7 protein-coding genes are annotated in these 24371 nt (G+C 70.7%); all 7 read right to left on the reverse strand.

Annotated features, from left to right (window positions below; translation table 11 throughout):
- Positions 1-35: 35 nt before the first annotated feature.
- Positions 36-16874: a beta strand repeat-containing protein gene (locus tag ACG00X_RS03045; RefSeq protein WP_394486458.1), complete on the reverse strand. Its 16839-nt coding sequence runs from the start codon at positions 16872-16874 to the stop codon at positions 36-38.
- Positions 16874-18484, reverse strand: coding sequence for an EAL domain-containing protein (locus ACG00X_RS03050; protein WP_394486459.1), 1611 nt, complete (start codon positions 18482-18484; stop codon positions 16874-16876). Before ACG00X_RS03050 ends, ACG00X_RS03045 begins: the two co-directional genes overlap by 1 nt.
- 2 nt (positions 18485-18486) lie before the next feature.
- Positions 18487-19329 (reverse strand): HDOD domain-containing protein, encoded by an 843-nt coding sequence (locus ACG00X_RS03055; protein ID WP_394486460.1) that lies wholly within the window; start codon positions 19327-19329, stop codon positions 18487-18489.
- Complete coding sequence (locus ACG00X_RS03060) at positions 19326-20672, reverse strand: hypothetical protein (RefSeq protein WP_394486461.1); 1347 nt, start codon at positions 20670-20672, stop codon at positions 19326-19328. Before ACG00X_RS03060 ends, ACG00X_RS03055 begins: the two co-directional genes overlap by 4 nt.
- 64 nt (positions 20673-20736) lie before the next feature.
- Positions 20737-22089, reverse strand: coding sequence for an HlyD family type I secretion periplasmic adaptor subunit (locus ACG00X_RS03065; protein ID WP_394486462.1), 1353 nt, complete (start codon positions 22087-22089; stop codon positions 20737-20739).
- Positions 22086-22745: an OmpA family protein gene (locus ACG00X_RS03070; RefSeq protein WP_394486464.1), complete on the reverse strand. Its 660-nt coding sequence runs from the start codon at positions 22743-22745 to the stop codon at positions 22086-22088. The genes ACG00X_RS03065 and ACG00X_RS03070 overlap by 4 nt, the downstream gene beginning before the upstream one ends.
- Positions 22746-22925: 180 nt before the next feature.
- Positions 22926-24371: a TolC family protein gene (locus ACG00X_RS03075; protein WP_394486465.1), complete on the reverse strand. Its 1446-nt coding sequence runs from the start codon at positions 24369-24371 to the stop codon at positions 22926-22928.

Consider the following 24371-nt stretch of genomic DNA (forward strand, 5'->3'; position numbering starts at 1 on the left):
GCCTGCCCCGTGGTGGCGGTGGCCACCACGAGGTTTCACCCGCCCGCGCCCATGACGACGTGCAGCGTCGACGTCTGCACCCAGGTGCCGGACTGGTCCTGCAGCACCGCGTAATCCGTCAGTGCGTTGCCGTAGGCATCGGTGCCGGTCGACAGCTGCTGCAGCTGCGTGTCGGTCGCCACGGTGAGCACGTCGCCGCTGTCGAGCTTGAGCGTCAGCGCGTGGCTGGCATCGGTGATGCTGGTGATGCCCAGCGATGACAGGCTGATGTTGCCCGCGCCGCCGTTGCGCACGTCCAGTGCCTCGAGGTTGCTGGCCACGCTGATCAAGGACGCGATGTCGAAGTTCGCGCCGCTGGTCGTGAACTTGAGCAGGTCCACGCCCGTGCCGCCGTCGGCCGCCGCGAGGTCGGACGGCGATGCGGCCACCAGCGTGTCGTTGCCGTCGCCGCCCAGCAATATGTCCGCGCCGCCGGCGCCGATGAGGGTGTCGTTGCCGGCGCCGCCGGACAAGGTGTTGGCGGCCGTGTTGCCGGTGATCTGGTTGTCGTCGCCATTGCCCGTGCCGTCGATCGCGGCGTTGCCGGTCAGCGTCAGGTTCTCGACATTGGCCGACAGCGTGTGCGTCACCGACGACTGGACGGTGTCGGTGCCACCGCCCGCCGCCTCGACGACGCTGTCGCCGGCGTTGTCGACGACATAGCTGTCGTTGCCCGCGCCGCCCGTCATGGTGTCGGCCCCGGCGCCGCCGTTGAGGGCGTTGTCGCCGGCGTTGCCGGTGAGCTGGTTGTCCAGGCCGTTGCCGGTGGCATCGATGTTCGCCGTGCCGGTGAGCACCAGGTGCTCGACGTTCCCCGCCAGCGTGTAGCTGACCGAGGACTGCACGATGTCCGTCCCCGCGCCGGCAGATTCAGCGATGGTGTCGCCGGTGTTGTCGACGATGTAGCTGTCGTTGCCCGCGCCGCCGGCCATCGCGTCGGCGCCGGCGCCGCCGTCCAGCACGTTGTCGCCGCTGTTGCCCGTCAGCTGGTTGTTCAGGCCATTGCCGGTGGCGTTGATGTTGGCCGCGCCGGTGAGCACCAGGTACTCGACGTTAGCAGGCAGCGCGAAGCTGATGGACGACTGCACCGTGTCCGTGCCGGCGCTGGCCGCTTCGGTGACGACATCGCCGCTGTTGTCGACGACGTAGCTGTCGTTGCCGGCGCCGCCGGCCATCGTGTCGGCGCCCACTGCACCGTCCAGCGCGTTGTCGCCGCTGTTGCCGGTGAGCACGTTGTCCTGCGCATTGCCGGTGCCATTGAGGTTGGCGGTGCCGGTCAGCGTCAGGTTCTCGACGTTGACGGCCAGCGTGTAGCTCACCGAGGCCGCGACCGCGTCGGTGCCCTCGGCGGCGTTCTCCGTGACGACGTCGCCGGCGTTGTCGACGACATAGCTGTCGTTGCCCTGCCCGCCGACCAGCGTGTCGGCACCGGCGCCGCCGTCCAGCGTGTCGTTGCCGCCCAGGCCGGTCAACGTGTTGGCCGCGCTGTTGCCGATGAGCACGTTGTCCAGCGCATTGCCGCTACCGTTGATGGCGGCGGCGCCGGTCAGCGTCAGGTTCTCGAGGTTCACGCCCAGCGTCCAGGTGACGCTGGACTGCACCACGTCGGCGCCCTCGCCCGCGTTCTCGGTGACGGTGTCGGTCGCCGCGTCGACGACATAGCTGTCGTTGCCGCCGCCGCCCGCCATCACGTCGTTGCCGGCGCCGCCGTCGAGCAGGTCATCGCCGTTGCCACCGGTCATCGTGTCGTTGCCGTTGCCGCCGAACAGCGAGCCGCCCGTGCTGGCCGTCGTGAACACGGTCGGCGCCGCCGTCTTGTAGGGGTTGCTCGCTGCCAGCTGGCCGACGGTCCCCCATTTCCACGCCAGGTAGCCGTCCAGCGTCTGCTGGTCCGCCGTCGTGAGCGCCAGGCTGGTGACGACGACTTCGCTGTAGTCGCTGCTGGACATCCACTGGCTGCCCCAGGCGTTGCCGATCGTCAGCGTGCCGTTGAAGTTCAGCGCCTGGTTCACGGTGGACACCACATGCGTGGCCTCGGTCAGCGTCGTGTAGACGTTGGCCCGCGTCGTCCAGGTCTGCAGCGTGCCATCCACCGTCCAGGCCGTCTTGAGGTTGGTGTTGCCGGAGCCGACCACGTCGGTGTTGTTGTCGCCGTTGCCGGCGATGAGCAGCCAGGGGTTGCCGGCGGCGCCGGTGGCCATCGGCATGTAGAAGCTGTCGCCCGAGCGCTGCACCCAGTAGATGCTGCCGCCGGAGGCGATGGTCGGCAGGCTCAGGCTCAGGCGGTCGTCCAGGCCGTCGAGGCGCACCGTCGGCAGGTTGTTCATGCCGTCCAGCACCAGCTGCGGCTCGTAGGCACCGTTGCCGGTCGTGGCGTCGTGGCCGCCGACGCTCTTGTCGCGCCACAGGTAGACGCGCCCGCTCGCCGTCAGCCCGGTCTCGCTGCGGCCTTCCTGCACGCCGTCGCCGTCGATGTCGGCCGCGTCCAGCCAGAGCGCGAGGTTGCTGCCGAACTGCGCCGGCGTCCAGGCCGCGACGTTGCCCAGCCGGAGCACGTCGTCGCCGTCGCCGCCCTGCAGGGTGCTGCCGCCGTCGGCCGTCAGGTTGTCGTTGCCCAGCCCGCCGATCAGCTGGTCGGCGCCACCGCCGCCCATCAGCGTGTCGTTGCCGTCGCCGCCGTCCAGCGTGTTGGCGGCGCTGTTGCCCGTCAGCACATTGGCCACCGCGTTGCCGGTCGCGTTGACGGCAGCGCTGCCGGTCAGCGTCACGTTCTCGATGTTGGGCAGGCTGGCCAGCGTGTACGCGGCGCTGGACTGCACGGTGTCGGTGCCCTCGCCGGCGTTCTCGGTCAACGTGTCGACGCTGTTGGTGACGACGTAGGTGTCGTTGCCGGTGCCGCCGATCAAGGTATCCACGCCCGCGCCACCGGTCAGCGTGTCGTTGCCGGCGCCGCCATTGAGCGTGTCGCCGACCGTGTCGTTGACGGCCGCATCGCCGTAGCTGAACACCGAGGACGGCACGGCCACCAGGGTGCTGGCGCTGGGCGTCGTCCAGAGCAGCTGGGTGTAGGCGCCGCCGGTGCCTTCGTTGGACTGCATCAGCAGCGTGTGCTGGCCGGCGCTGAGCGTCAGCGGCAGCGCGGTGACCTGGCCGGCCGCGTAGGTGGTGTTGGCCAGCAACTGGCCGTCGATGTAGAGCGAGGCGGCGTCGTCTGCCTTGATGGCGAAGGTGTAGACGCCAGCGGTGGTGATGTTCAGGTAGCCCGTCCAGCGCGCCGAGAAGTTGTCGACACCGACCACGCCGGTGGCGGGCGAGCCGCTGCCCCAGGTGAAGTTGATGTCGGCGTCCTGGCGCGTGAGCACCGGCGCGCCCAGCCAGGTCTGGTTGTTCCAGTACTCGGCGCGCAGGCCGCTCTGCTGCAGGCCGGACAGGTAGCTGGGCCGCGCGGCAGACATCAGCAGGTCGTCGCCGTTGCCGCCGCTGAGGTTGTCGGCACCGCCACCGCCGTACAGCGTGTCGTTGCCGTCCATGCCCGCCAGCGTGTCGGCGCCGGTGTTGCCGACCACCAGGTTGGCGAGCGCGTTGCCGGTGCCGGTGTGGGTGCCGGTGTCCGTGAAGCTGAGGCGTTCGAGCGTGGCGCCCAGCGTGTAGCTGGCCAGCGTGGTCTCGACGCTGTCGAGGCCGGTGGTGTCGGTGATCACGTCACCGGCGTTGTCGACGACATAGCTGTCGTCACCGGCCGCACCCGTCAGCGTGTCGGCCCCGGCGCCGCCATCCAGGCGCTCGTTGGCCTGGGTGCCGGTCAGTGTGTTGGCCAGGCCGTTGCCGAACAGGTTCAGGTTGTTCTGGTTGTTGGCCGTCAGGTTCTCGGCGTTGGTGGGCAGCCGGAAATCGACGTTGGCCAGGATCAGGTCGGTGCCTTCGCTGGCATTCTCCACAATGGCCGTGAACGGCAGCGTGACGACATAGGTGTCGTTGCCGGCGCCGCCGCTCAGCGTCACCGCGTTGGGCGTGCCGAGGTTGTTGGGGCCGGTGATGACGTTGTCCAGCGCGTTGCCGATGACGTTGATGTTGTAGGCCGAGGAAATGTCGATGTTCTCGACGTTCGCGGCCAGCGTGTAGGTCAGCACGGTCGCGTTGTTCGTCGTGCGCTGCAGGTAGACCGTGTCGGTGCCGGCGCCCGCCGCTTCCACGACGTTGAGGTTGAGGTTGAAGTTGCCGAGGCTGTCGGCCTGCTGGTAGTAGAGGTCGTCCCCGGCGCCGCCAGCCATCGTTGTCGTGATGCCGGCGTAGACGCTCGCGTACAGCGCATTGGCCGCCGCGTTGCCGGTGATGGTGCCCGCCGTGCGGCCGACGTAGTAGATGTTCTCGACATTGGTGGCCAGCGTGTAGCTGACGCTGGCGTAGACGGCGTCCGTGCCCTCGCTGGCGTTCTCGACGATGAGGTCGCCCGCGTTGTCGACGAAGTAGACGTCGTTGCCCGCGCCACCTGTCATGGTGTCGGCGCCCGCGCCGCCGTCGATGCGGTTGACGCCGCTGTTGCCCAGGATGCTGTTGGCCAGCGCGTTGCCGGCGCCGTTGATGGCGGCCGTGCCGGTCAGCGTGAGGTTCTCGATGTTGGCGCTCAGCGTGAAGCTGACCGACGACAGCACGCGGTCGGTGCCGGCGTTGGCATCCTCGACGACCGTGTCGCCGATGTCGTCGACGGTGTAGGTGTCGTTACCCGCGCCGCCGACCATCCAGTCGGCGCCGGCCTTGCCGTCCAGCGTGTCGTTGCCCGTGCCGCCGAACAGCGCGTCGACGCGCACCGCGCCGTTGAGCGTGTCGTCGCCGTCACCGCCAAAGACGACCGCATCCACCTTGCCCGTGCCGCGCGCGGAGGCGGCCGTGTAGGTGGCGGTCAGGGTTTCGCCGGCGCTGGTGCCGAAGCTCAGCTTGGCGGCCGTCCAGGTGGTGTCCAGCGCCACCGTGCCGAGCGCGCCGCCCGTCAGGTCCATGGCGGTGCCGACACCCCATTTGGCGGCGAGGTAGTTCTCGATGACCCGCTGCTCGCCGGGCGACAGCACATGGTCGAACACCAGCAGCTCCGACACCGAGCCCTTGCTCAGCTCGCTCGCGCCCTGGTAGCCGGACAGCTGGATCTTGCCCAGCCACAGGTCCGTCGTGCTGCTGCCGGTGGCGGCCAGCGCCACGCCGTTCTTGTAGAGCGTGCCGGAGCCGACCTGGTCGTTCGCGGTGTAGAGCAGCGGCGTGTTGGCCTGCACCGTGCCGTTGGTCTGCGACACCCAGTTCTGGCCGTAGAGCTGGTCCTGGTAGCCGCCATGCCAGCCGACCAGCGAGTTGTCGGTGGACGAGGACACGAGCCGGCCGTTCTGCGTGCCGGTCATCTGGCCGACGACGAACAGCGAGTAGTTCTGCCCCACCCACAGGCTGCTGTTGAGGTAGTCGCTGCCGTCGAAGCTGACGGTGGCCATGCCGTTGAGCCCCGCGAGCTGCAGCTGCGGCGACGCGCTGGCGGTGGCCTGCGTGAAGTTGTTGCCGCTGCCGCTCTTGTCGACCCAGGTGCCGAGGTTGCCGTTGCCGTTGATCAGCCCGCCCTCGGCCAGGCCCGAAGACGTGCCGTTGCCGTCCAGGTCGGTGGCGTCCAGCCAGGTGATCTTTCCGCCGATGGTGGCGAAGGTCGGGTCCGCACTCATGCCCCACAGCGTGCGCAGGTCCGACAGGCTGGGCAGCACCAGGCCGTTCACGTCGATGGCGAGGTTGACACCGCCGGCCGCGATGGCGGTCAGCAGCTTGCCGGTGTTGCCGTTGGACAGCAGCACGTCGGGGGCGGCGTTGATCGTCGTGACGTTGTTGTAGTCGGCGCTGTTGAGCAGCAGCTGGTCGCTGCCGTCCAGCAGCACCTCCAGCTTGCCGCCGCCGTCGCTGCCGACGAAGCCGCTCGTGTTCACGCTGCCCGCCGTGACGGTGACGGTCTCGACGGTGCCGCCGAAGAAGTCCAGCACCTCGATGCCGGTGACCTTGGCGGTCAGCTGGTTGACGTTGGTGACGCCCAGGCCGTCGAGCTTCACGCTGTCGATGCCGCTGCCGCCATTGATGGACGCGAAGGCCAGGTCGCTGACGACGATGGTGTCGGCGCCACCGCCGGCGCTGATGGTGTCGGCACCGCCGCCGCCGGTGATGAGGTTGTTGCCGGCATTGCCGACCAGCACGTTGGCGCCGCTGTTGCCGGTGGCGTTGACGTTGGCGCTGCCCGTCAGCGTGAGGTTCTCGAAGTTGGCGGCCAGCACCCAGCTCACGCTGGCGTTGACGGTGTCGGTGCCGCCACCGGCCAGTTCGTAGAGCTGGTCGCCGACGTTGTCGACGACATAGCTGTCGTTGCCCGCGCCACCGGTCATCACGTCGGCGCCGGCGCCACCGTCCAGCACGTTGGCGCCGCTGTTGCCCAGCAGCGTGTTGCCCAGGGCGTTGCCGGTGCCGTTGATGTCGGCGCTGCCGGTCAGCACCAGCGTCTCGACGTTGGCCGTCAGCGTGTAGCTGGCGCCGGTCTGCACGGTGTCGGTGCCCTCGCCGGCGAACTCCACGACGAGGTCGCCCGCGTTGTCGATGAGGTAGGTGTCGTCGCCCAGGCCGCCGGTGAGCTCGTCGGCGCCCGCGCCGCCGTCCAGCACGTTGTTGCCTTCGTTGCCGGTGATGAGGTTGACCAGTCCGTTGCCGGTGCCGTCGATGGCGTCGGCGCCCGTCAGCACCAGGTTCTCCAGGTTGGCACCCAGCACCCAGCTGACCGAGCTGCGCACGGTGTCCGTGCCTTCACCGCTGTTCTCGGTGACCGTGTCACCGGCGCTGTCGACCACGTAGGTGTCGTCGCCGGCGCCGCCCACGAGGCGGTCGTCGCCGGCGCCGCCGTCTAGCACGTTGGCGCCGGCGTTGCCGGTGATCTGGTTGTTCAGGTCGTTGCCGGTGCCGTCGAGATCGGCCGTGCCGCCGAGCACGAGGTTCTCGACGTTGTCGGCCAGCGTGTGGCTGACGGTGGCCGTGACGGTGTCGGTGCCGCCACCGGCGGACTCGACGACCGTGTCGCCCACGTTGTCGACGACATAGCTGTCATTGCCCGCACCGCCCACCAACCGGTCGGCGCCGGCACCGCCGTCCAGCACGTTGGCGCCGCTGTTGCCGGTGATGACGTTGTCCAGCGCGTTGCCGCTGCCGTTGAGGTTGGCCGAGCCGGTCAGCGTCAGGTCCTCCAGCTCGTTGCCGAGCGCATAGCTGATGGACGCCTGCACCGTGTCGCTGCCCTCGCCCGGGTTCTCGGTGACGACGTCGCCGACGTTGTCGACGACGTAGGTGTCGTTGCCCGAGCCACCGACCATCGTGTCAGCCCCCAGGCCGCCATCCAGCACGTTGTTGCCGGTGTTGCCGGTCAGCGTGTTGGCCAGGTCGTTGCCGGCGCCATTGATGTTGTTGCTGCCCGTGAGCAGCAGGTTCTCCAGGTTGGCGCCCAGCGTCCAGCTCACCGAGGCCTGCACCGTGTCGTTGCCCTCGGCCGCGTTCTCGGTGACGACATCGGCGGCGTTGTCGACGACGTAGCTGTCGTCGCCCGCGCCGCCGGTGAGCTGGTCGGCACCGGCGCCGCCGTCCAGCACGTTGGCGCCGCTGTTGCCGGTGATGACATTGGCCAGCGCATTGCCGCTGCCGTTCAGGTCGTTCGTGCCGGTGAGGATCAGGTTCTCGACGTTGTTGCCCAGCGTGAAGCTGACACTGCTGCGCACGAGGTCCACGCCCTCGCCGGCCGCTTCGATGACGACGTCGCCGGCGTTGTCGACAAGGTAGGTGTCGCTGCCGGCGCCACCGCTCATCGTGTCGGCGCCGGCGCCGCCGTCGATGACGTTGTTGTTGCCGTTGCCGGTGATCTGGTTGGCGACGGCGTTGCCGGTGGCGTCGATGCGGTCCACTCCCGTCAGCACCAGGTTCTCGAGGTTGGCGCCCAGCGTGTAGCTGATGGCGGAGCGCACGGTGTCTGTGCCTTCGCCGGCGTTCTCGGTGACGACATCGCCCGCGTCGTCGACGACGTAGGTGTCGTTGCCCGTGCCGCCGATGAGGCGGTCGGCGCCCAGGCCGCCGTCCAGCACGTTGGCGCCGCTGTTGCCGGTGATGGTGTTGGCCAGCTCGTTGCCGGTGCCGTCGACGCTCGCCGTGCCGGTGAGCACGAGGTCCTCGATGTTGGCGCCCAGCACGAAGCTGGCCCCCGCGCGCACGGTGTCGACGCCTTCGCCGCCGTTTTCGATGACCTGGTCGCCCGAGTCGTCGACGACGTAGCTGTCGTCGCCCGCGCCGCCGGCCATGGTGTCGGCGCCCGCGCCGCCGTCGATGAGGTTGTTGCCGGCGTTGCCGGTGATCTGGTTGGCCAGCTCGTTGCCGGTACCGTTCAGGTTGGCCGTGCCGGTGAGGACGAGGTTCTCGACATTGGCCGCCAGCACGCGGCTGACGGACGAGATCTCGGTGTCGGTGCCGGCCGCAAAGTCCTCCACGACGACGTCGCCGCTGTTGTCGACGCTGTAGGTGTCGTCGCCGCCGCCGCCGGCCATGGTGTCGGCGCCGGTGCCACCGTCGATGACGTTGGCCGCTGCGTTGCCGGTGATCTGGTTGTTGCCGGCATTGCCCGTGCCGCTGATGTTGCCCGTGCCGGTGAGCACCAGGTTCTCCAGCGTGGCGCCGAGCGTGTAGCTGATGGCCGAGCGCACGGTGTCCGTGCCCTCGCCGCTGGCCTCGATGACCTGGTCACCGGCGTTGTCGACGCCGTAGGTGTCGTCGCCCAGGCCGCCGGTCATGATGTCGGCGCCGCCGCCGCCGTCCAGCACGTTGTTGCCGCTGTTGCCGGTGAGCTGGTTGGCCTGGCCGTTGCCCGTGCCATCGATGTCGGCCGTACCGAGCAGGATCAGGTTCTCGACGTTGGCGCCCAGCGTGAAGCTGACGCTGCTGCGCACGAGGTCGGTGCCCTCGCCCACCGCTTCGGTGACGGCATCGCCGAGGTTGTCGACGAGGTAGGTGTCGTCCCCCGCACCGCCGCTCATGCGGTCGGCGCCGGTGCCGCCGTCGATGAGGTTGGCGCCGGCATTGCCGGTGAGCGTGTTGTCCAGCTCGTTGCCGGTGGCGCTGAGGTTGCCCGTACCGGTCAGCACCAGGTTCTCGACGTTGGCGCCGAGTACGTAGCTGACGCTGCTGCGCACGGTGTCCGTGCCTTCGCCGGCGTTTTCGGTGACGGTGTCGCCCGCGTTGTCGACGACATAGGTGTCGTTGCCGGCACCGCCGGCCAGCGTGTCGGCCCCGGCGCCGCCGTCCAGCGTGTTGTTGGCGATGTTGCCGGTGAGGGTGTTGTCGAGTTCGTTGCCGGTGGCGTTGATGTCACCGGTGCCGGTGAGCAACAGGCGCTCGACATTGGCGCCCAGCGCGAAGCTGACGCTGCTGCGCACGGTGTCCGTGCCCTGGCCGCTGAACTCGGTGACGGTGTCGCCGAGGTCGTCGACACCATAGACGTCGTCTCCTGCGCCACCAGCCAGCGTGTCGGCCCCGGCGCCACCGTCCAGCGTGTTGTTGCCGGCATTGCCGGTGATCTGGTTGGCCAGCTCGTTGCCGGTGCCGTCGACGTTGGCGCTGCCCGTGAGCAGCAGGTTCTCGATGTTGGGGCCCAGCGTGAACGAGACGCTGCTGCGCACGAGGTCCGTGCCCTCGCCGGCGGCCTCGGTGACGGTGTCGCCGGCGTTGTCGACGACGTAGATGTCGCTGCCGGCGCCGCCGGCCATCGTGTCGGCACCCGCGCCGCCGTCCAGCGTGTTGTTGCCGGCATTGCCGCTGATGACGTTGTCCTGCGCGTTGCCGGTGGCGTCGATGTTGGCCGAGCCGGTCAGTGTCAGGTTCTCGACGTTGGCGGGCAGCACCAGCGTGACGGAGGAACGGATCGTGTCCGTGCCCTCGCCAGCGTTCTCGGTGACCACGTCACCGGCGTTGTCGACGACGTAGATGTCGTCGCCCGCGCCGCCGGTCATCTGGTCGGCGCTCGCGCCGCCATCCAGCGTGTTGTTGCCGGCGTTGCCCGTCAGGCGGTTGGTGGCGGAGTTGCCGGTCGCGTTGATGTTGGCGCTGCCCGTCAGCGTCAGGTCCTCGATGTTTTCGCCGAGGCGCAAGCTCACGCTCGCGAACACCTGGTCGGCACCCTCGGCAACCGCCTCGGCGACGGTGTCGCCGGCGTTGTCGACGACATAGGTGTCGTCACCCGCGCCGCCGGCCATCTGGTCGGCGCCGGCCTTGCCATCCAGCACGTTGTTGCCGCTGTTGCCGGTGAGCTGGTTGTCCAGTTCGTTGCCGGTGGCGTTGCTGTCGCCCGAGCCGGTGAGCACCAGGTTCTCGACGTTGGCGCCCAGCACATGGCTCAGCGACGAGCGCACGAGGTCCGTGCCCTCACCGGCTTTCTCGGTGACGGTGTCGCCGGCGTTGTCGACGACGTAGGTGTCGTCACCCGCGCCGCCGGCCATCTGGTCGGCGCCGGCCCGGCCGTCCAGCAGGTTGTTGCCACCGTTGCCGGTGATGACGTTGGCCAGCGCGTTGCCGGTCGCGTCGATGTCGGCGCCGCCGGTCAGCGTGAGGTTCTCCAGGTTCGCGCCCAGCGTCCAGGAGACGCTGCTCCTCACCAGATCCGTGCCCTCTCCCGCCTGCTCGCTGACGCCGTCGCCGCTGTTGTCGACGACGTAGGTGTCGTCACCCGCGCCGCCGGTCAGCACATCGGCGCCCGCGCCGCCGTCCAGCACGTTGTTGCCGCTGTTGCCGGTGATGACGTTGGCCAGCGCGTTGCCCGTGCCGTCGATGTTGGCGCTGCCCGTCAAGCTCAGCTGCTCGATGTTGTCGCCCAGCCGGAAGCTGACGCTGGACTGCACCAGGTCGATGCCCTCGCCCGCGCTTTCGGTCACCGTGTCGCCGGTGTTGTCGACGAGGTAGCTGTCGTTGCCGGCCCCGCCGGCCATCGCGTCGGCACCCAGGCCGCCGTCGAGAACGTTGTTGCCGCTGTTGCCGGTGATGACGTTGTCCAGCGCATTGCCGGTGCCGCTCCAGTCGCCGGTGCCGGTCAGCACGAGGTTTTCCAGGTTGGCGCCCAGCGCGTAGCTGAAACCGGCCCGCACCGTGTCCGTGCCTTCGCCGGCGTTCTCGGTGACCACGTCGGCCGCGTTGTCGACCACATAGCTGTCGTTGCCAGCGCCGCCGGCCATTCCGTCGGCTCCGAGCCCGCCATCCAGCAGGTTGTTGCCGCTGTTGCCGGTGAGGCTGTTGTCGAGATCGTTGCCGGTGCCGCTGATGGGCGCGGTGCCGGTGAGCACCAGGTTCTCGATGTTGGCCCCGAGCGTGAAGCTGACGCTGCTGCGCACGAGGTCGGTGCCGCCGCCGGCTGCCTCGGTCACCGTGTCGCCCGCGTCGTCGACGAGGTAGGTGTCGTCACCCGCACCGCCCAGCATGGCGTCGGCGCCCGCACCGCCGTCGATGAGGTTGGCGCCGCTGTTGCCGACGATGCGGTTGTCCAGTTCGTTGCCGGTGCCGCTGATGTTGGCCGTGCCGGTGAGTTGCAACTCCTCGACGTTGGCCGACAGCACGAAGCTCACGCTGCTCCGCACCGTGTCGTAGCCGGCGTTGGCGTCTTCGGCCACGGTGTCGCCGCTGTTGTCGACGACGTAGCTGTCGTCCCCGGCGCCGCCGGCCATCGTGTCCGCGCCGGCCTTGCCGTCGATGAGGTTGGCGCCCGCGTTGCCGGTGATGACGTTGTCGGCGGCGTTACCGGTCGCGTCGATGTTGCCGCTGCCGGTCAGCAGCAGGTTCTCGAGGTTGTCGCCCAGCGTCCAGCTGATGGAGGCGCGCACGCTGTCCGTGCCTTCGTTGGCCAGTTCGGTGGTCTGGTCGGCGGCGTTGTCGACGACGTAGGTGTCGTCGCCCGCGCCACCGGCCATCTGGTCGGCCCCGGCGCGCCCGTCGAGCAGGTTGTTGCCGGCATTGCCCAGCAGGATGTTGTTCAACGCATTGCCGGTGCCATCGATGTTGGCGGTGCCCAGCAGCGTCAGGTTCTCGAGGTTGGCGCCCAGCGTGAAGCCGACGCTGCTGCGCACGAGGTCCGTGCCTTCGCCGGCTGCCTCCGTCGCGGTGTCGCCGAGGTTGTCGACGACATAGGTGTCGTCGCCGGCGCCGCCAGCCAGCGTGTCGGCACCGGCGCCGCCGTCGATCAGGTTGCTGCCGGCGTTGCCGAGGATGACGTTGTCCAGCGCATTGCCCGTGCCGCTGATGCTGGCGCTGCCCGTGAGCGTCAGGTTCTCGACGTTGGCGCCCAGCGCATAGCTGATGGACGACCGCACGGTGTCCGTGCCCTCGCCGAAGTTCTCGGTGACGACGTCGCCGCTGGACTCGACGACATAGCTGTCGTTGCCCGCGCCGCCGGCCATGCTGTCGCTGCCCAGCCCACCGTCCAGCACGTTGTTGCCGGCGTTGCCGGTCAGCACGTTGTCCAGCACGTTGCCCGTGCCGTCGATGTCGGCATTGCCGGTCAGCGTGAGGTTCTCGACGTTGGCGCTCAGCACATAGCTGGCCGACGCATTGACGCTGTCGCTGCCCTCGCCCGCCCCCTCGACGATGACGTCGGCGCTGTCGTCGACCGTGTAGCTGTCGTTGCCGGCGCCGCCGGTCAGCACGTTGACGCCGGCCGCACCGGTCAGCACGTCGTCGAAGGCCGAGCCGATGAGGTTCTCGACGCCGGCGAGCGTGTCGCCCTGGGCATCGCCGCCACTGCCGCGGCCGGTGGCGAGGTTGACGGTGACGGCGGCACCCGACGCGGCATAGGTGGCCGTGTCGATGCCCGCGCCGCCGATCAGCGCATCCGCCCCCGCACCGCCGATCAGCAGGTCGTTGCCGGCGCCGCCGTCCAGCCGGTTGGCGGCGCTGGTGCCGATCAGCACGTCGTCGAAGCCGGAGCCGGTCAGGTTCTCGATGGCGTCGAAGCTGTCGCCGGCCGCGTCGCCGGTGTTCAGCGCCGTGTCGGCCAGGCTCACCGTCAAGCCGCTGGTGGCGCCCGCGTAGCTGGCGGTGTCGCTGCCCGCGCCGCCCACCAGCACATCGGCCCCCGCGCCGCCGATCAGCACGTCGTCGCCGGCACCGCCCGCCAGCCGGTTGACGCCGGCATCGCCTTCCAGCGTGTCGTCGAAGGCGGAGCCCGTCAGGTTCTCCACGCCGGAGAAGCTGTCGCCGGCCGCGTCGCCCGCGTTGCCGGCCGCATTGACGAGGCTGGCCTTCACGCCGGCGGCCGAGCCCGCGTAGGTGGCCATGTCGTTGCCGGCACCGCCGATGAGCTGGTCCGCGCCCGCGCCGCCTTCCAGCAGGTCGTCGCCGTTGCCGCCGTCCAGCCGGTTGTCGTTGGCGTCGCCCTTGAGCGAGTCGGCGAAATTGCTGCCGATGAGGTTCTCGATGCCATCCAGCGTGTTGCCCTGGGCGTCGCCACCGCTGCCGGTGCCGGCGACGAGGTCCACCTGCACGGCGGCGGCGGACGCGGCATAACTCAGCGTGTCGTTGCCAAGGCCACCGTGGATGACGTCGGCGCCGCCCCGGCCCTCGATGAAGTCGTCGCCGTCGGCACCACTGATCGTGTTCGCGTTGGCGTCGCCGACCAGCGTGTCGTTGTAGTTGGAGCCGGCCAGGTTCTCGATGCTGATGTAGCTGTCGCCCGCCGCCGCGCCGGTGTTCGTCGCCGGGTTCAGCAGGCTCGCGCTGACGCCGGCCGTGGCGCTGGCGTAGCTGGCCGTGTCACTGCCGTCGCCACCGTCCAGCACGTCGGCGCCGTCGCCGCCGTCCAGCGTGTCGTCCCCCGCGCCGCCGATGAGCTTGTTGACGCCCGCCGTGCCGGTGAGCGCGTCGCCCTTTTCAGAGCCGATGAGGTTCTCGATGCCGGCCAGCTGGTCGCCCTCGGCGTCGCCGCCCTTGCCGACGCCGGTGGCCAGGTTGACGGTCACGCCCGTGCCCGACGCCGCGTAGGTGGCCGTGTCGGTGCCGGCGCCGCCGGTCAGCTGGTCGCCGCCGGAGCCGCCGTCCAGCAGGTCGTCACCATCACCGCCGTCCAGCCGGTCGTTGCCGGCCATGCCGGCCAGCGTGTCGTTGCCGGCGTTGCCGATGAGCGTGTTGGCGCTGGCCTCACCGGTGAGCTGGTCGTCGCCGCTGCCGCCGGTCAGGTTCTCGATGGACTGGAAGCTGTCGCCCGTCGCGTCGCCGCCGGTGACGACGCCCGTGCTCAGGTTGATCTGCAACGCCACGGTGGCGGTGCTGTAGTCGGCCGTGTCGGAGCCGTCACTGCCGATCAACGTGTCGGCGCCGGCACCGCCGATGAGCACATCGTTGCCGCGCCCGCCGTCCAGCACGTTGGCATTGGCGTCGCCCGCGAGGCGATCCGAGAAGCGCGAGCCGGTCAGGTTCTCGACGTTCGCCAGCGTGTCGCCGGCCGCGTCGCCGCCGGTGCTGGCGGTGGCACCGCTCAGGTCCACCTTCACGCCTTCGTTGGAGTCGGCGTAGCTGGCCGTGTCGTTGCCGTCGCCGCCGTCGAGCTGGTCGGCGCCCGCGCCACCGAACAGCGTGTCGTCGCCCGCGCCGCCCTGCAGCGCGTCGTTGCCGGGGTTGCCGGTCAGCACGTTGTCGAAGCCGTCGCCGATCAAGGTGTCGTCCAGCTCCGAACCGGCCAGGTTCTCGATGCCGGAGAACGTGTCGCCCTTGGCCTCGCCGGTGTTCAAGGCCGCATTGGCCAGGCTGACGACGACGCCGGTCTGCGCGTCGATGTAGGTGGCCGTGTCGTTGCCGTCGCCACCCGTCAGTGCATCGGCCCCGCCGCCGCCTTCGAGCTCGTCGTCACCCGCACCGCCGTCGAGCCGGTTGTCGTTGGCGTCGCCGATCAGCAGGTCGGCCTGGGCCGAACCGGTCAGGTTCTCGATGTCCTGCAGCCGGTCGCCGGTGGCGTCGCCGCCGCTGCCCTGGCCGGTGCCGAGGCTGACATTCACGCCCGCCGCCGAACTGGCATAGCTGGCGGTGTCGTTGCCGGCGCCGCCTTGCAGGGCGTCCGCGCCGGCCCGTCCTTCCAGCAGGTCGTCGCCCGCGCCGCCCTGCAGCACATTGGCCAGCGCGTCGCCACGCAGCGTGTCGTCGTGCTCGGAGCCAACGACGTTCTCGATCTGCGTCAGCGTGTCGCCGTCGGCCTCGCCGCCCTTGCCGGTGCCCGCCGCGAGGTCGAGGGTCACGCCCGCCGACGAGCCGCTGTAGACGGCCGTGTCGAGGCCCGCGCCGCCGACCAGCGTATCGGCGCCGGCACGGCCTTCGAGCACGTCGTTGCCGGCGCCGCCGTCCAGCCGGTTGGCGCCGTCGTCGCCGCGAAGCGTGTCGGCCCCGCCGCTGCCGCTGAGGTTCTCGATGCCGTCCAGCGTGTCGCCATCAGCGTCGCCACCGCTGGCCGTGTGCGCGGCGAGGTCCACGTCCACGCCGGCCCCCGAGCCCTCGTAGCTGCCCGTGTCGCTGCCGGTGCCGCCGATGAGCTGGTCCGCCCCTTCGCCGCCCACCAGCCAGTCGCTGGCGGCGCCGCCGTCGAGCTTGTCGTTGCCGGCGTTGCCATACAGGCGGTCGGCGCCGACGAGGCCCAGGATGGTGTCGTTGCCGGCGCCGCCGTCGATGAGGTCGCCCAGGCCATAGGCCGGGAACACGACACCGGCCTTGCCGCCCGACTCATAGCTCATGTCGGCCGCGCTCGTGACGTCGCGGACGATGGCCGGCAGCGTGAGCTTGCCCTCGAGCATGGCGCGGCCGACCTGGGCCGTGGCCGTGACGACGAGGTCGAACGTCGTGCCACCCGCACCGGCGCTGTCGGACGCCACGGCGTAGCGGATCATGACGCTCAGCCGTGTCGACGAGCCGTCGGTGGCGACCGCGAGTTCCCAGCCATTGGCCCCCTTGGTGGCGCCGACGACCTCGAAGCCGTCTGGCAGGCCGCTGATGACGACCGACTTGACCAGCGGCGTGAGCTTGGACGACAGCGAGATGTCGAACTGGCGCGCCCAGCCCGAGCCCATGCCCTGGCCGCCGTCGCCGCTGATGGCGTCATCGCCCGACGTGCCATGGATGACCTCGGAAGCGGCCTGCGCGGCGGCCGAGAAGTCCGTCGCGGACTCGGCCGAGCCACCCGAGCCGGTGATGGTGGCGCCGGTGGCCGACGTCGCGACGTCCTGGCCGGTCACGTTGTGCATCTGCCCGGCCACGTTCAGCGTGATGGCGGCCGGCGGCGGTGGCGGCGTGCCGCCGCCCGACGACGAGGGCCGCGGCGCGACCTGGATGACCACCGAGAAAGGCCGCGCCTCGTCGTGGTACTCGGCCTTGGCCACGCCTTCCCCGCCGCCGCTGCCGGCGGTGAGGCCGCTTTCTGCCGGCTTGGGCGGTGGCGGCAGCTCGCTGACGCTTTCGCGCGCCGTCGGCGCGGGCGCATCGTCGACGGTGGTGTTCTTCTCGATGGTGCGCAGCAGCGTGTCGGTGATGTTGACCGGCCCGGCCTGCGTGATCAGCGTGGCGGCCTCGGTGGCGCCGTCCTGGAACTGCAGCTTGAAGTCGGGCTCTGCCAGCGCACGCAGCGCGGCCCCTTGCAGCACATGCTGCGTGCCGTCGGCCATCATCAGCACCAGGTCCACGCCGGCGACCTGCACCTTGGCGACGCTGGCGCGCGACAGCGCCAGCTTGATGGCGGCGTCCCCGGAAGGGGCGTGGATGACGACTTTGCCCGCAGCGTTGTCCATCAGGTGCTCCGTACTTCTTCTTCGGCCCTGGCGTCCGCACAGGGAATGCCCACGCTGCGCAGCAACTGCGCGTCGGCGCTGGTGGCGGCCTCATCGGCCAGCACACGCAGCTGTTCGGACGCGCCCAGCTCGGCCATCAGTTGCAGCAGCCGGCGCTTGCCGGCGCTGCCGTCGCCGGCCAGGCCGGTGCTCAGCGAGGGCCCGAGGCGCAGATAGCCCACGCCCAGGCGGCGCAGCAGCGCCAGGTCTTCAGGCGGCGAGACGATGCGGCGGATGCCGATGCGCACACCATGCCGCTGCAGCATGGCCGTCAACGGCCCGAGCACGGCCACGACGTGGCGCTCGCCTTCGATGTCGAACTCCACCGACAAGCGCTGCGCCAGCGTGCCGACCGCCGTCAGCGCCTCGTCGAGCCGGCCGACGAAGGTGGGCCGCTCGGCCGAGCGGGGCGACACCCGGATGGCCAGTTTCTCGAACGTCTCGGCATGGCCGGCGATGCGGGCCAGCGCGAGCTCGGCCACGCGCAGGTCGATGTCGGCGATGCGGGCCGTGCGCAGCGCGGCGGGCAACACCTCGTCGGCGCCGAAGCGGCGGCCGTCGGCGTTTTCCAGCCGCACCTGCGCGAGCTGCTGCGTGACCGTGCCATCGAGCGCCTTGACGGGCGCCAGGTCGAGCTCGACACGGCCGGTCAGCAGCGCCTCGTCGATGAGGCTGCGCCACTGCGCCAGCGAGACGGTCGGGCCCGAGCGCGTGGCGCGCACCATCTGCCAGGCCGTGTCGCCGCCCTCGCCGGCCTGCAGCCCGCGGTCGACGCGCGACATGACGGCGCCGATGGTCTCGCCACTGCTGACAACGCTGGCCGCCAGCCAGCCCACGCGGGGCCGGTCGGTCAGCTCGCGCTGCTTGAGGCCGTGCAGCGCCTCCGCCAGCTCACGCGTCCAGGTGTCGAGCGCATCGGCCTGCACGCGCGGCACGAGCACGGCGAAGTCCGCGCCGTTGAGCCGCGCCACCATGCCGCCGCTGGCATCCAGCCGCAAGGCCCGCGTGCGCAGCAGTGTCGCCACCTGCTTGAGGAGTTCGTCGGCCCGCTCGCGCCCGGCGCGCTGGTTGAGGCCGGCGAGGTCGTCCACGCGCAGCAGCACGACGCCGCCCACGGCCGTCTCGTCCGGGTCGTGCAGCACGACGGCCAGGCGGTCCATGAACTGCGCGCGCGCCGCCAGGCCGGTCACCGGGTCCACCGAGATCTCGGCATGCAGCTCGCCCAGCCGGTGGTCGCGGTCGTCCAGCTGCGCCTTGATGCGGGTCAATGCCACGTTGATGACGCGTGTCATCGGCGCCCATTCCACCGGGCCGGCCTGCGGGCGCTCGGCGATGCGGCCCAGGCCGGCGGCGTCGAGCTGGGCCATCAGCGGCTCACCGCCGCGCCGCCACCAGCGCAGCACGAGCGCCAGCCCGCCCAGCGTGCCCAGCAGCGCCACGCCGTGCAGCACCAGCACCCAGCCGAACTGGCGCGGCGTCAACAGCCCGTGCAGCAGCCACAGCGTGGCCAGCGCGGCCAGCACGAAGCCGGCCACCACCACCCCGGCGGCTCGCCGCGTGGCGCTGCCCATGTTCACGCTTCACCCCCTGCGGCCAATTGCTCGTATTGCGGCCCGAAGCGCTCGTCGAGCTTCTCCGCCACCAGCGAGGCCGCCGTGACCAGGCTCACGTCGAGCTTGTGCAGCGCGCGCTGCGCGTTGTCGCCGGCCTCGATGGACGCCGCCACCTGCGTGGCCAGCGCCAGCACCGGGGCCAGTGTGCCGGGGGCGATGTCGCTGTCGAGGTGATGGGCCACCGCATCGACGATGACCGACGGAAAGCCCAGCTCGTCCAGCCAGGCGGCGCTGACCTGGGCGTGGTCCAGCCCGCAGGCCTCGCGCTCGACGGCGGCGAGCTCCTTGCCGCGCGCCGACCGGGCCCCCGCCAGCACGGCCGGCAGCGTGTCGGCGAAGGCCTGGCAGAGGATGAGATGGCCGACGTTGTGCAGCAGGCCGGCGAGGAAGGCCGCCTCGGCGTCGCCGCCGGCCAGGCGTGTCAGGCTGCGCGCGGCCTTGGCGGTGATCGTGGCGTCCAGCCAGAACTGCCGCAGGTTCACGCCCGGCACCGCGACGAACACGGCCTCCAGCCCGCCGCTGATGACCAGGGTTCTCAGCGTGTTCGTGCCGATGATGGCCACGGCGTCTTGCAGGCTGGCCAGGCTGCGCCGGCCGCAGTAGTAGGGCGAGTTGGCGATGCGCAGCGTGCGCGCCGCGAGCTGGGGCTCCTGCTCCAGCTCGTCCACCAGGTCGACGACGGAGGCCGCCGGGTCGCGCAGCTGGCTGATGAGCCGGCGCACCACGCGCGGCACCGAGGGCAGCTGCAGCTGGCCACCGGCCGCCGCGCGCACGCCGTCCATGATCGACGCCGGCGTGCTCATGCGAGCGGCCCCTTGTCGTCGGACAGCGCGTCGCGCAGCTGGTCTTTCTCGAGGTTCCACAACGTGGAGTCCATGCGCTTGACCAGCGCGGCCTGCTGCAGCACCTCATCCTTGAGGTCCCGGTTGGCGGCGGTCAGCGTCGTGATCTCGCGCTCCAGCTTCTCCACGCGGTTCAGCGCCAGCCGCACGTCGCCGACCAGCGCCTCCTGCGCCGGCAGGAAGTCCAGCATGCGCGCCACCTTCTCGTTCGACGCCCCGCTCTCCTGCAGCATGCCTTCGGCGGCATGCGCCAGGCGGGACATCGCCGGCACCACGTCGCCCACGCCGCCAACGGTGGCGGTCGTGCGCTCCAGCACGGCCTCCTGGCTGGCCAGGCGCACGCTGAGCTGGGCTGCCGCACCCGCCATCTGCGCCACCTGCGGCACCAGCTGGTCCAGCCGCGCGACGACATCGGCCAGACCGGCCGACGACGCGCGGTGCTGCTCCAGGATGTCGGCCAGCAAGGTGGCCAGGAAGCGCTCGGAAATCTCGACGTTCTCGTTGACGCTGCTCTTCTCGGCCAGCGACAGCACCTGGCCGCGCACCGAGTCGACGAGGTCGCCCGCCGCCTTGCGCACGGCCACCATCTGGAAGCCCAGCACGATGGAGCCCACCAGGCCGAACATCGACGCCGAGAAAGCCGTGCCCATCGCCGACAGCGGCTTTTGCAGCCCGCCGACGATCTTGGCGAATTCGCCCTCCATGTCGGCGCCGCCGCCCGCGCTCTTGGCGATGGTGGCGATCAGGCCGGAGGTCTCGACCAGCGTCTCCAGCAGGCCGACGAAGGTGCCCAGCAGCCCCAGGCCCACCATCAGCCCGACGAGGAACTGGCTCAGCTCCTGGCGCTTGTTCAGGTATTGCTCCAACGCCTCGATCTCGGGCTCCATCGCGGAGCTGTGGATGTAGACCTGGTGGCCCAGGCCGAGCTTCTGCAGGCGGTCGAGCATGCCGGTGACGAAGGCGCGCGGGCCTAGCCGCGGGTGCTGCTCGCCGCTGGCATCGCCCTCGCGCAGCCAGCGCATGCCGGCGCGGAACACGCGGTCTTCGCCGAACATCTCGATCAGATGGCCCACCATGGTCCACATGCCCCAGCACAGCACGGCAATGATGATGCCGTTGAGCAGGGGGTTGGACATGATCGCGAACGACACGAAATGCCACATCGACGCCGCGCCGCCCAGCATGGCCAGCAGCGGCAGCGCGACGAACAGGATGTGCCGCTTGCCCATGCCGTGCTCGTGCAGCGAGTGCGAGGCACGATGGGGCAGCGGCTCGTGCACGGGGGCGGTGGCGATATCGCTCATGACGCTGATCTCGGTTCGGTTGAGAGCGCTCGGTGCAAGGCCCGGCACTGCGCAAGGTGCGGCTTCATTTGCGGTCCCGGAGTGCGCCGTCGGCCAGCCCGCGGATGGGTGACAGCAGGTATTGCAGGACGGTGCGGCGGCCGGTGACGACATCGGCGCTGACGCTCATGCCGGGCCCCAGCGGCTGGCCGAAGCGGCGGGCGCTGGCCGGGTCCACCGTCGCGACGACGCGGAAGTAGCGCTCGCCGCGCTCGTCGACGAGGCTGTCGGCGCTGATCTCGCTGACCCGGGCTTCCAGCGTGCCGTAGCTGGTGTAGTCGAACGCCGCCACCTTGACGCGCGTGGGCAGCCCGACGCGCAGCGTGCCGCGTTCGGCGGGCGACGCGCGGGTCTCGACGACGATGGCGTCGTCCAGCGGTGTCAGCTCCAGCAGCGTCTCGCCGGGCTTGACGACGCCGCCCACGGTGTTGCTGGCGAGCTTGTTGACGACCCCGGCCACCGGCGCCGTCAGCACGGTGCGGCGCACGCGGTCGTTTTCGGTCTTGATGTCTTCTTCCAGCCGGCGCAGCTCGACGCGCGCATCGCTCAGCGCGGTGCGGGCCTCGCTGCGGAACTGCGCGGCCGTCTCGGCCTGGCGCGCGGCCAGCTCGGCAGCGGCGGCGGCGATGCGCGGCAGCGATGCCTCGCTCTCGGCGATCTGCGTCGTCAGGCGCTCCACACGGCCGCGTGCATCCAGCAGCTCGCTTTGCGAGCCGGCATTGCGCGCCACCATGTTCTGCACCAGCGCCAGCTGCGAGCGGGCGACGTCCAGCTCCGCGCGCAAGCCCTTGCCGCGTGCCGCTGCTTCGGCCGCCTCCTGGCGGCGCTGCGTGGCCTGCTCCTCCAGCACCCGCGTGGTCTGTGCGAGCTTGGCCGCGCGCGCCGCGAAGGACTCGGCCTCCGCGCGCACCGCCGGGTCCGCAGCCGGCGCGCCAGCGGGCGGCACGAAGCGAGACGCCCCGCTGGCCTCGGCCTCCAGCCGGGCCACGCGCGCGGCCATGCCCGAGAGCCGCGCCCCCTTCTCGGCGCGGGATGAGCTGGCCTGCAGGTCCGACACCGCCACCAGCGCCTGGCCGGCGCTCACGGCGTCGCCCTCGCGCACGAACACCTTGGACAGGATGCCGCCCTCCAGGTGCTGCACCAGCTGCTGCTTGCCCGAGGGCACGATGCGCCCCTGCGTGTGCACGACGAGATCCACGTTGGCCAGCGCGGTCCAGACCAGCAACGCGGCGCACAGGCCCGCCACGCTGTAGATCAGCGCGCGGGGCCGGCGCAGGCGGCGGGTCTGGCCCAGCGTGTTGTCGAAGTAGGACAGCAGCAGGTCCACCGGCACGGCACTGGCACTGGCGCTTTGCACCGGGCTGGGCGCGGTCGTCATGGCTTGTCTCCCAGCCGCACGGCGACAGCGGGCGCCGTCGCACTGGCGTTCATGTCGATGCGGGTGACGATGCGCTCGCCCGCGATGCCCTGCCCCAGCAGCTCGTTGCGCACTGCCATCGCGCGGATAAAGGCGGCGCGCTGGTTCTCGCTGAGATGGATTTCGGGCCCGAGGGCGACGACTTCCAGCCGCAGCGTCGGCGACTCGGCCAGGCGCTGCTTCAGCGGCGCGAGCGCTTCGCCCAGCGCCTTAGCCGCTGTCGCGTCGACGGTCAGCGCGCCCGGCGCAAAGTCCAGCTGCAGGTAGTGCTCCGCCGGCTTGAGCTTGGCCGCGGCCGCGCTCGCCGCCAACGCGGCCTCGTTGCCGGCCACGGGGATGCGGGTGCGCTGGGCCGTCGGGGTGTCGATGACCGGCGCGCCGCCCGGCGGCTGCTCCTTCTGGGCCGCCGGCGCGATCACGGCCGCGCGGGCCCGGCCCAGCTCCGCCTGCTGCTCGGCGATCTTGGCGGCCATGCGCTTGGCCAGCATCTGCGCGGAGAAGCTCAAGGCGATCGCCAGCACGACGATGACGAACACCATCGCGATGACCACGTTGGTCAACGCGTCCACGAAGCCCGGCCAGTAATCGCCGCCGCCCTTGCCGCCGCCGCCTGCCATGTCAGTTGTCCATGCCGCATTCGCGGCTGAAAGAGTCTTCGGCCCGAGCGCCGGGCCGTCCCAAGCCAGCCCGGCTGGCGATGTGCTCGCCGCTCGATGCAGCGAGCATCGCCGTCCCCTCGGGGGACCGACGACGCTTGCCCGCGTCCAGCGAGGCGAGCTTGGGCGAGAGGCTCACATTCACCTCGCAACGACCTGGCGCAGCGCGCCGGTCAGGTGGGCGATGCGCCACTCGTTCTGCGCGGCGCTGACGATGACCTGCACGATGTCCAGGCGGCTCTGGTGCAGGCGCTGGTAAGCGTCCAGCACATCCAGCAGCTGGCGGTTGCCGCCGCTCAGCTGCGTGCGGAACGCGTCGACTACCTTGCGGTTGGCCTCCAGCTCGTCGCGCACCGACGAGAAACGCTCGGTCGCAGCGGCCAGGTTGGCATAGCTGGTCTCCAGGTCCTGCACGACGCGCCGCCGCGTGCCTTCGGCCCGCGCTTCCAGCTCGTTGCGGCGCGCCTCGGCGGCCCGCATGCGCGCGTAGTCGGCGCCGCCGTTGGCCAGCGGCAGCGTCACCACCAGCATGGCCTTGCTGTCGCGCTGGTTGGATTCGGTGCCCGAGGAATTGCGCGTCTGCGAGTGCGTGAGCTCCAGCGCCACGCGCGGCAGGAAGGCGGCGCGATTGCCGCGGCGCTCGAACTCGGCCGCCTGCTGTTCTAGCCGGGCGGACAGGATGTCGGCATTGCCGGCGTCGGCCTCGGTCATCGCGGCTTCGGCGTTGGCCGGCAAATACAGGTCCAGCGGTGCATCCAGCGACAGGCCGAACGGCGCGACGGACGACAGGCGCTGGAAGTTGCGCAACGCCGCCGCCAGCGCCGCGCGCGAGTCCGCCAGCCCGGAGCGCACGTTGGCAACCCGCGCGGCGATGCGCTCGCGCTCGGCCGGGCTGGCGCCGCCCGCAGCGACGCGGTCCCCGATGTAGCGCAGCAACTCGTTGAGCGCCTTCTCGTAGTCCTGCGCCAGCTCCACGCCCACGCGCTGCTGCAGCACGGCGAACCAGGCCGAGCCGGTGTCCAGCAGCGTCTGCGATTCGACGCCGGCCTCCTGTACCTCGGCCGACGCGGCCAGCAGGTCCTGGCGTGTCCATTCGCTGCGCGCCGCCTCGTCGACCAAGGCCTGGCTGAGCACGGCGGAATGGTCGCCCCGCCCCAGATTGACCTGGCTGTCGGGCGTCTCGAAATGCCCCCGGCCCACCGAGAAGCGCGTCTCCAGCCGCGGCAGCAGCGCGCCACGCGCGGCCTTGCGCGTGTAGTCAAAACTCAGCGAGCGAAAGCGCGCGGCGGCCACCTCGGGGCTGTTCTGCCAGGCCAGCTGCAAGGCGTCTCCCAGCGACAGCGGCGGCCCGTTGCCACTCAGCGGCAGCACGGCCGGCACACCCAGCAGCGGCTGCAGACTGGCGACGCGCGGCTTGGCCATGTCCACGAGCGCGGGCGAGCCCGGCGCCGAGGCGGCAGCAGCAGGCGCCTCTGCTTGGGCCTGGGCCATCGTGGGCGCCAGGCCCAACAGTGCCAGACCGGCCGCGATCAGCCCGCTGGCGGCGAGCGAGCGGCCAGCAGCCGGGCTACGCGGTGAGAAAACCAT

The sequence above is a fragment of the Pelomonas nitida genome (assembly GCF_043555975.1).
GTDB lineage: Bacteria > Pseudomonadota > Gammaproteobacteria > Burkholderiales > Burkholderiaceae_C > Pelomonas > Pelomonas nitida.

Coding starts and splice junctions, on each gene's coding strand:
- ACG00X_RS03060 (WP_394486461.1), bottom strand. CDS start 20,672: ATGAGCGATATCGCCACCGCCCCCGTGCACGAGCCGCTGCCCCATCGT.
- ACG00X_RS03045 (WP_394486458.1), bottom strand. CDS start 16,874: ATGGACAACGCTGCGGGCAAAGTCGTCATCCACGCCCCTTCCGGGGAC.
- ACG00X_RS03065 (WP_394486462.1), bottom strand. CDS start 22,089: ATGACGACCGCGCCCAGCCCGGTGCAAAGCGCCAGTGCCAGTGCCGTG.
- ACG00X_RS03075 (WP_394486465.1), bottom strand. CDS start 24,371: ATGGTTTTCTCACCGCGTAGCCCGGCTGCTGGCCGCTCGCTCGCCGCC.
- ACG00X_RS03070 (WP_394486464.1), bottom strand. CDS start 22,745: ATGGCAGGCGGCGGCGGCAAGGGCGGCGGCGATTACTGGCCGGGCTTC.
- ACG00X_RS03055 (WP_394486460.1), bottom strand. CDS start 19,329: ATGAGCACGCCGGCGTCGATCATGGACGGCGTGCGCGCGGCGGCCGGT.
- ACG00X_RS03050 (WP_394486459.1), bottom strand. CDS start 18,484: ATGGGCAGCGCCACGCGGCGAGCCGCCGGGGTGGTGGTGGCCGGCTTC.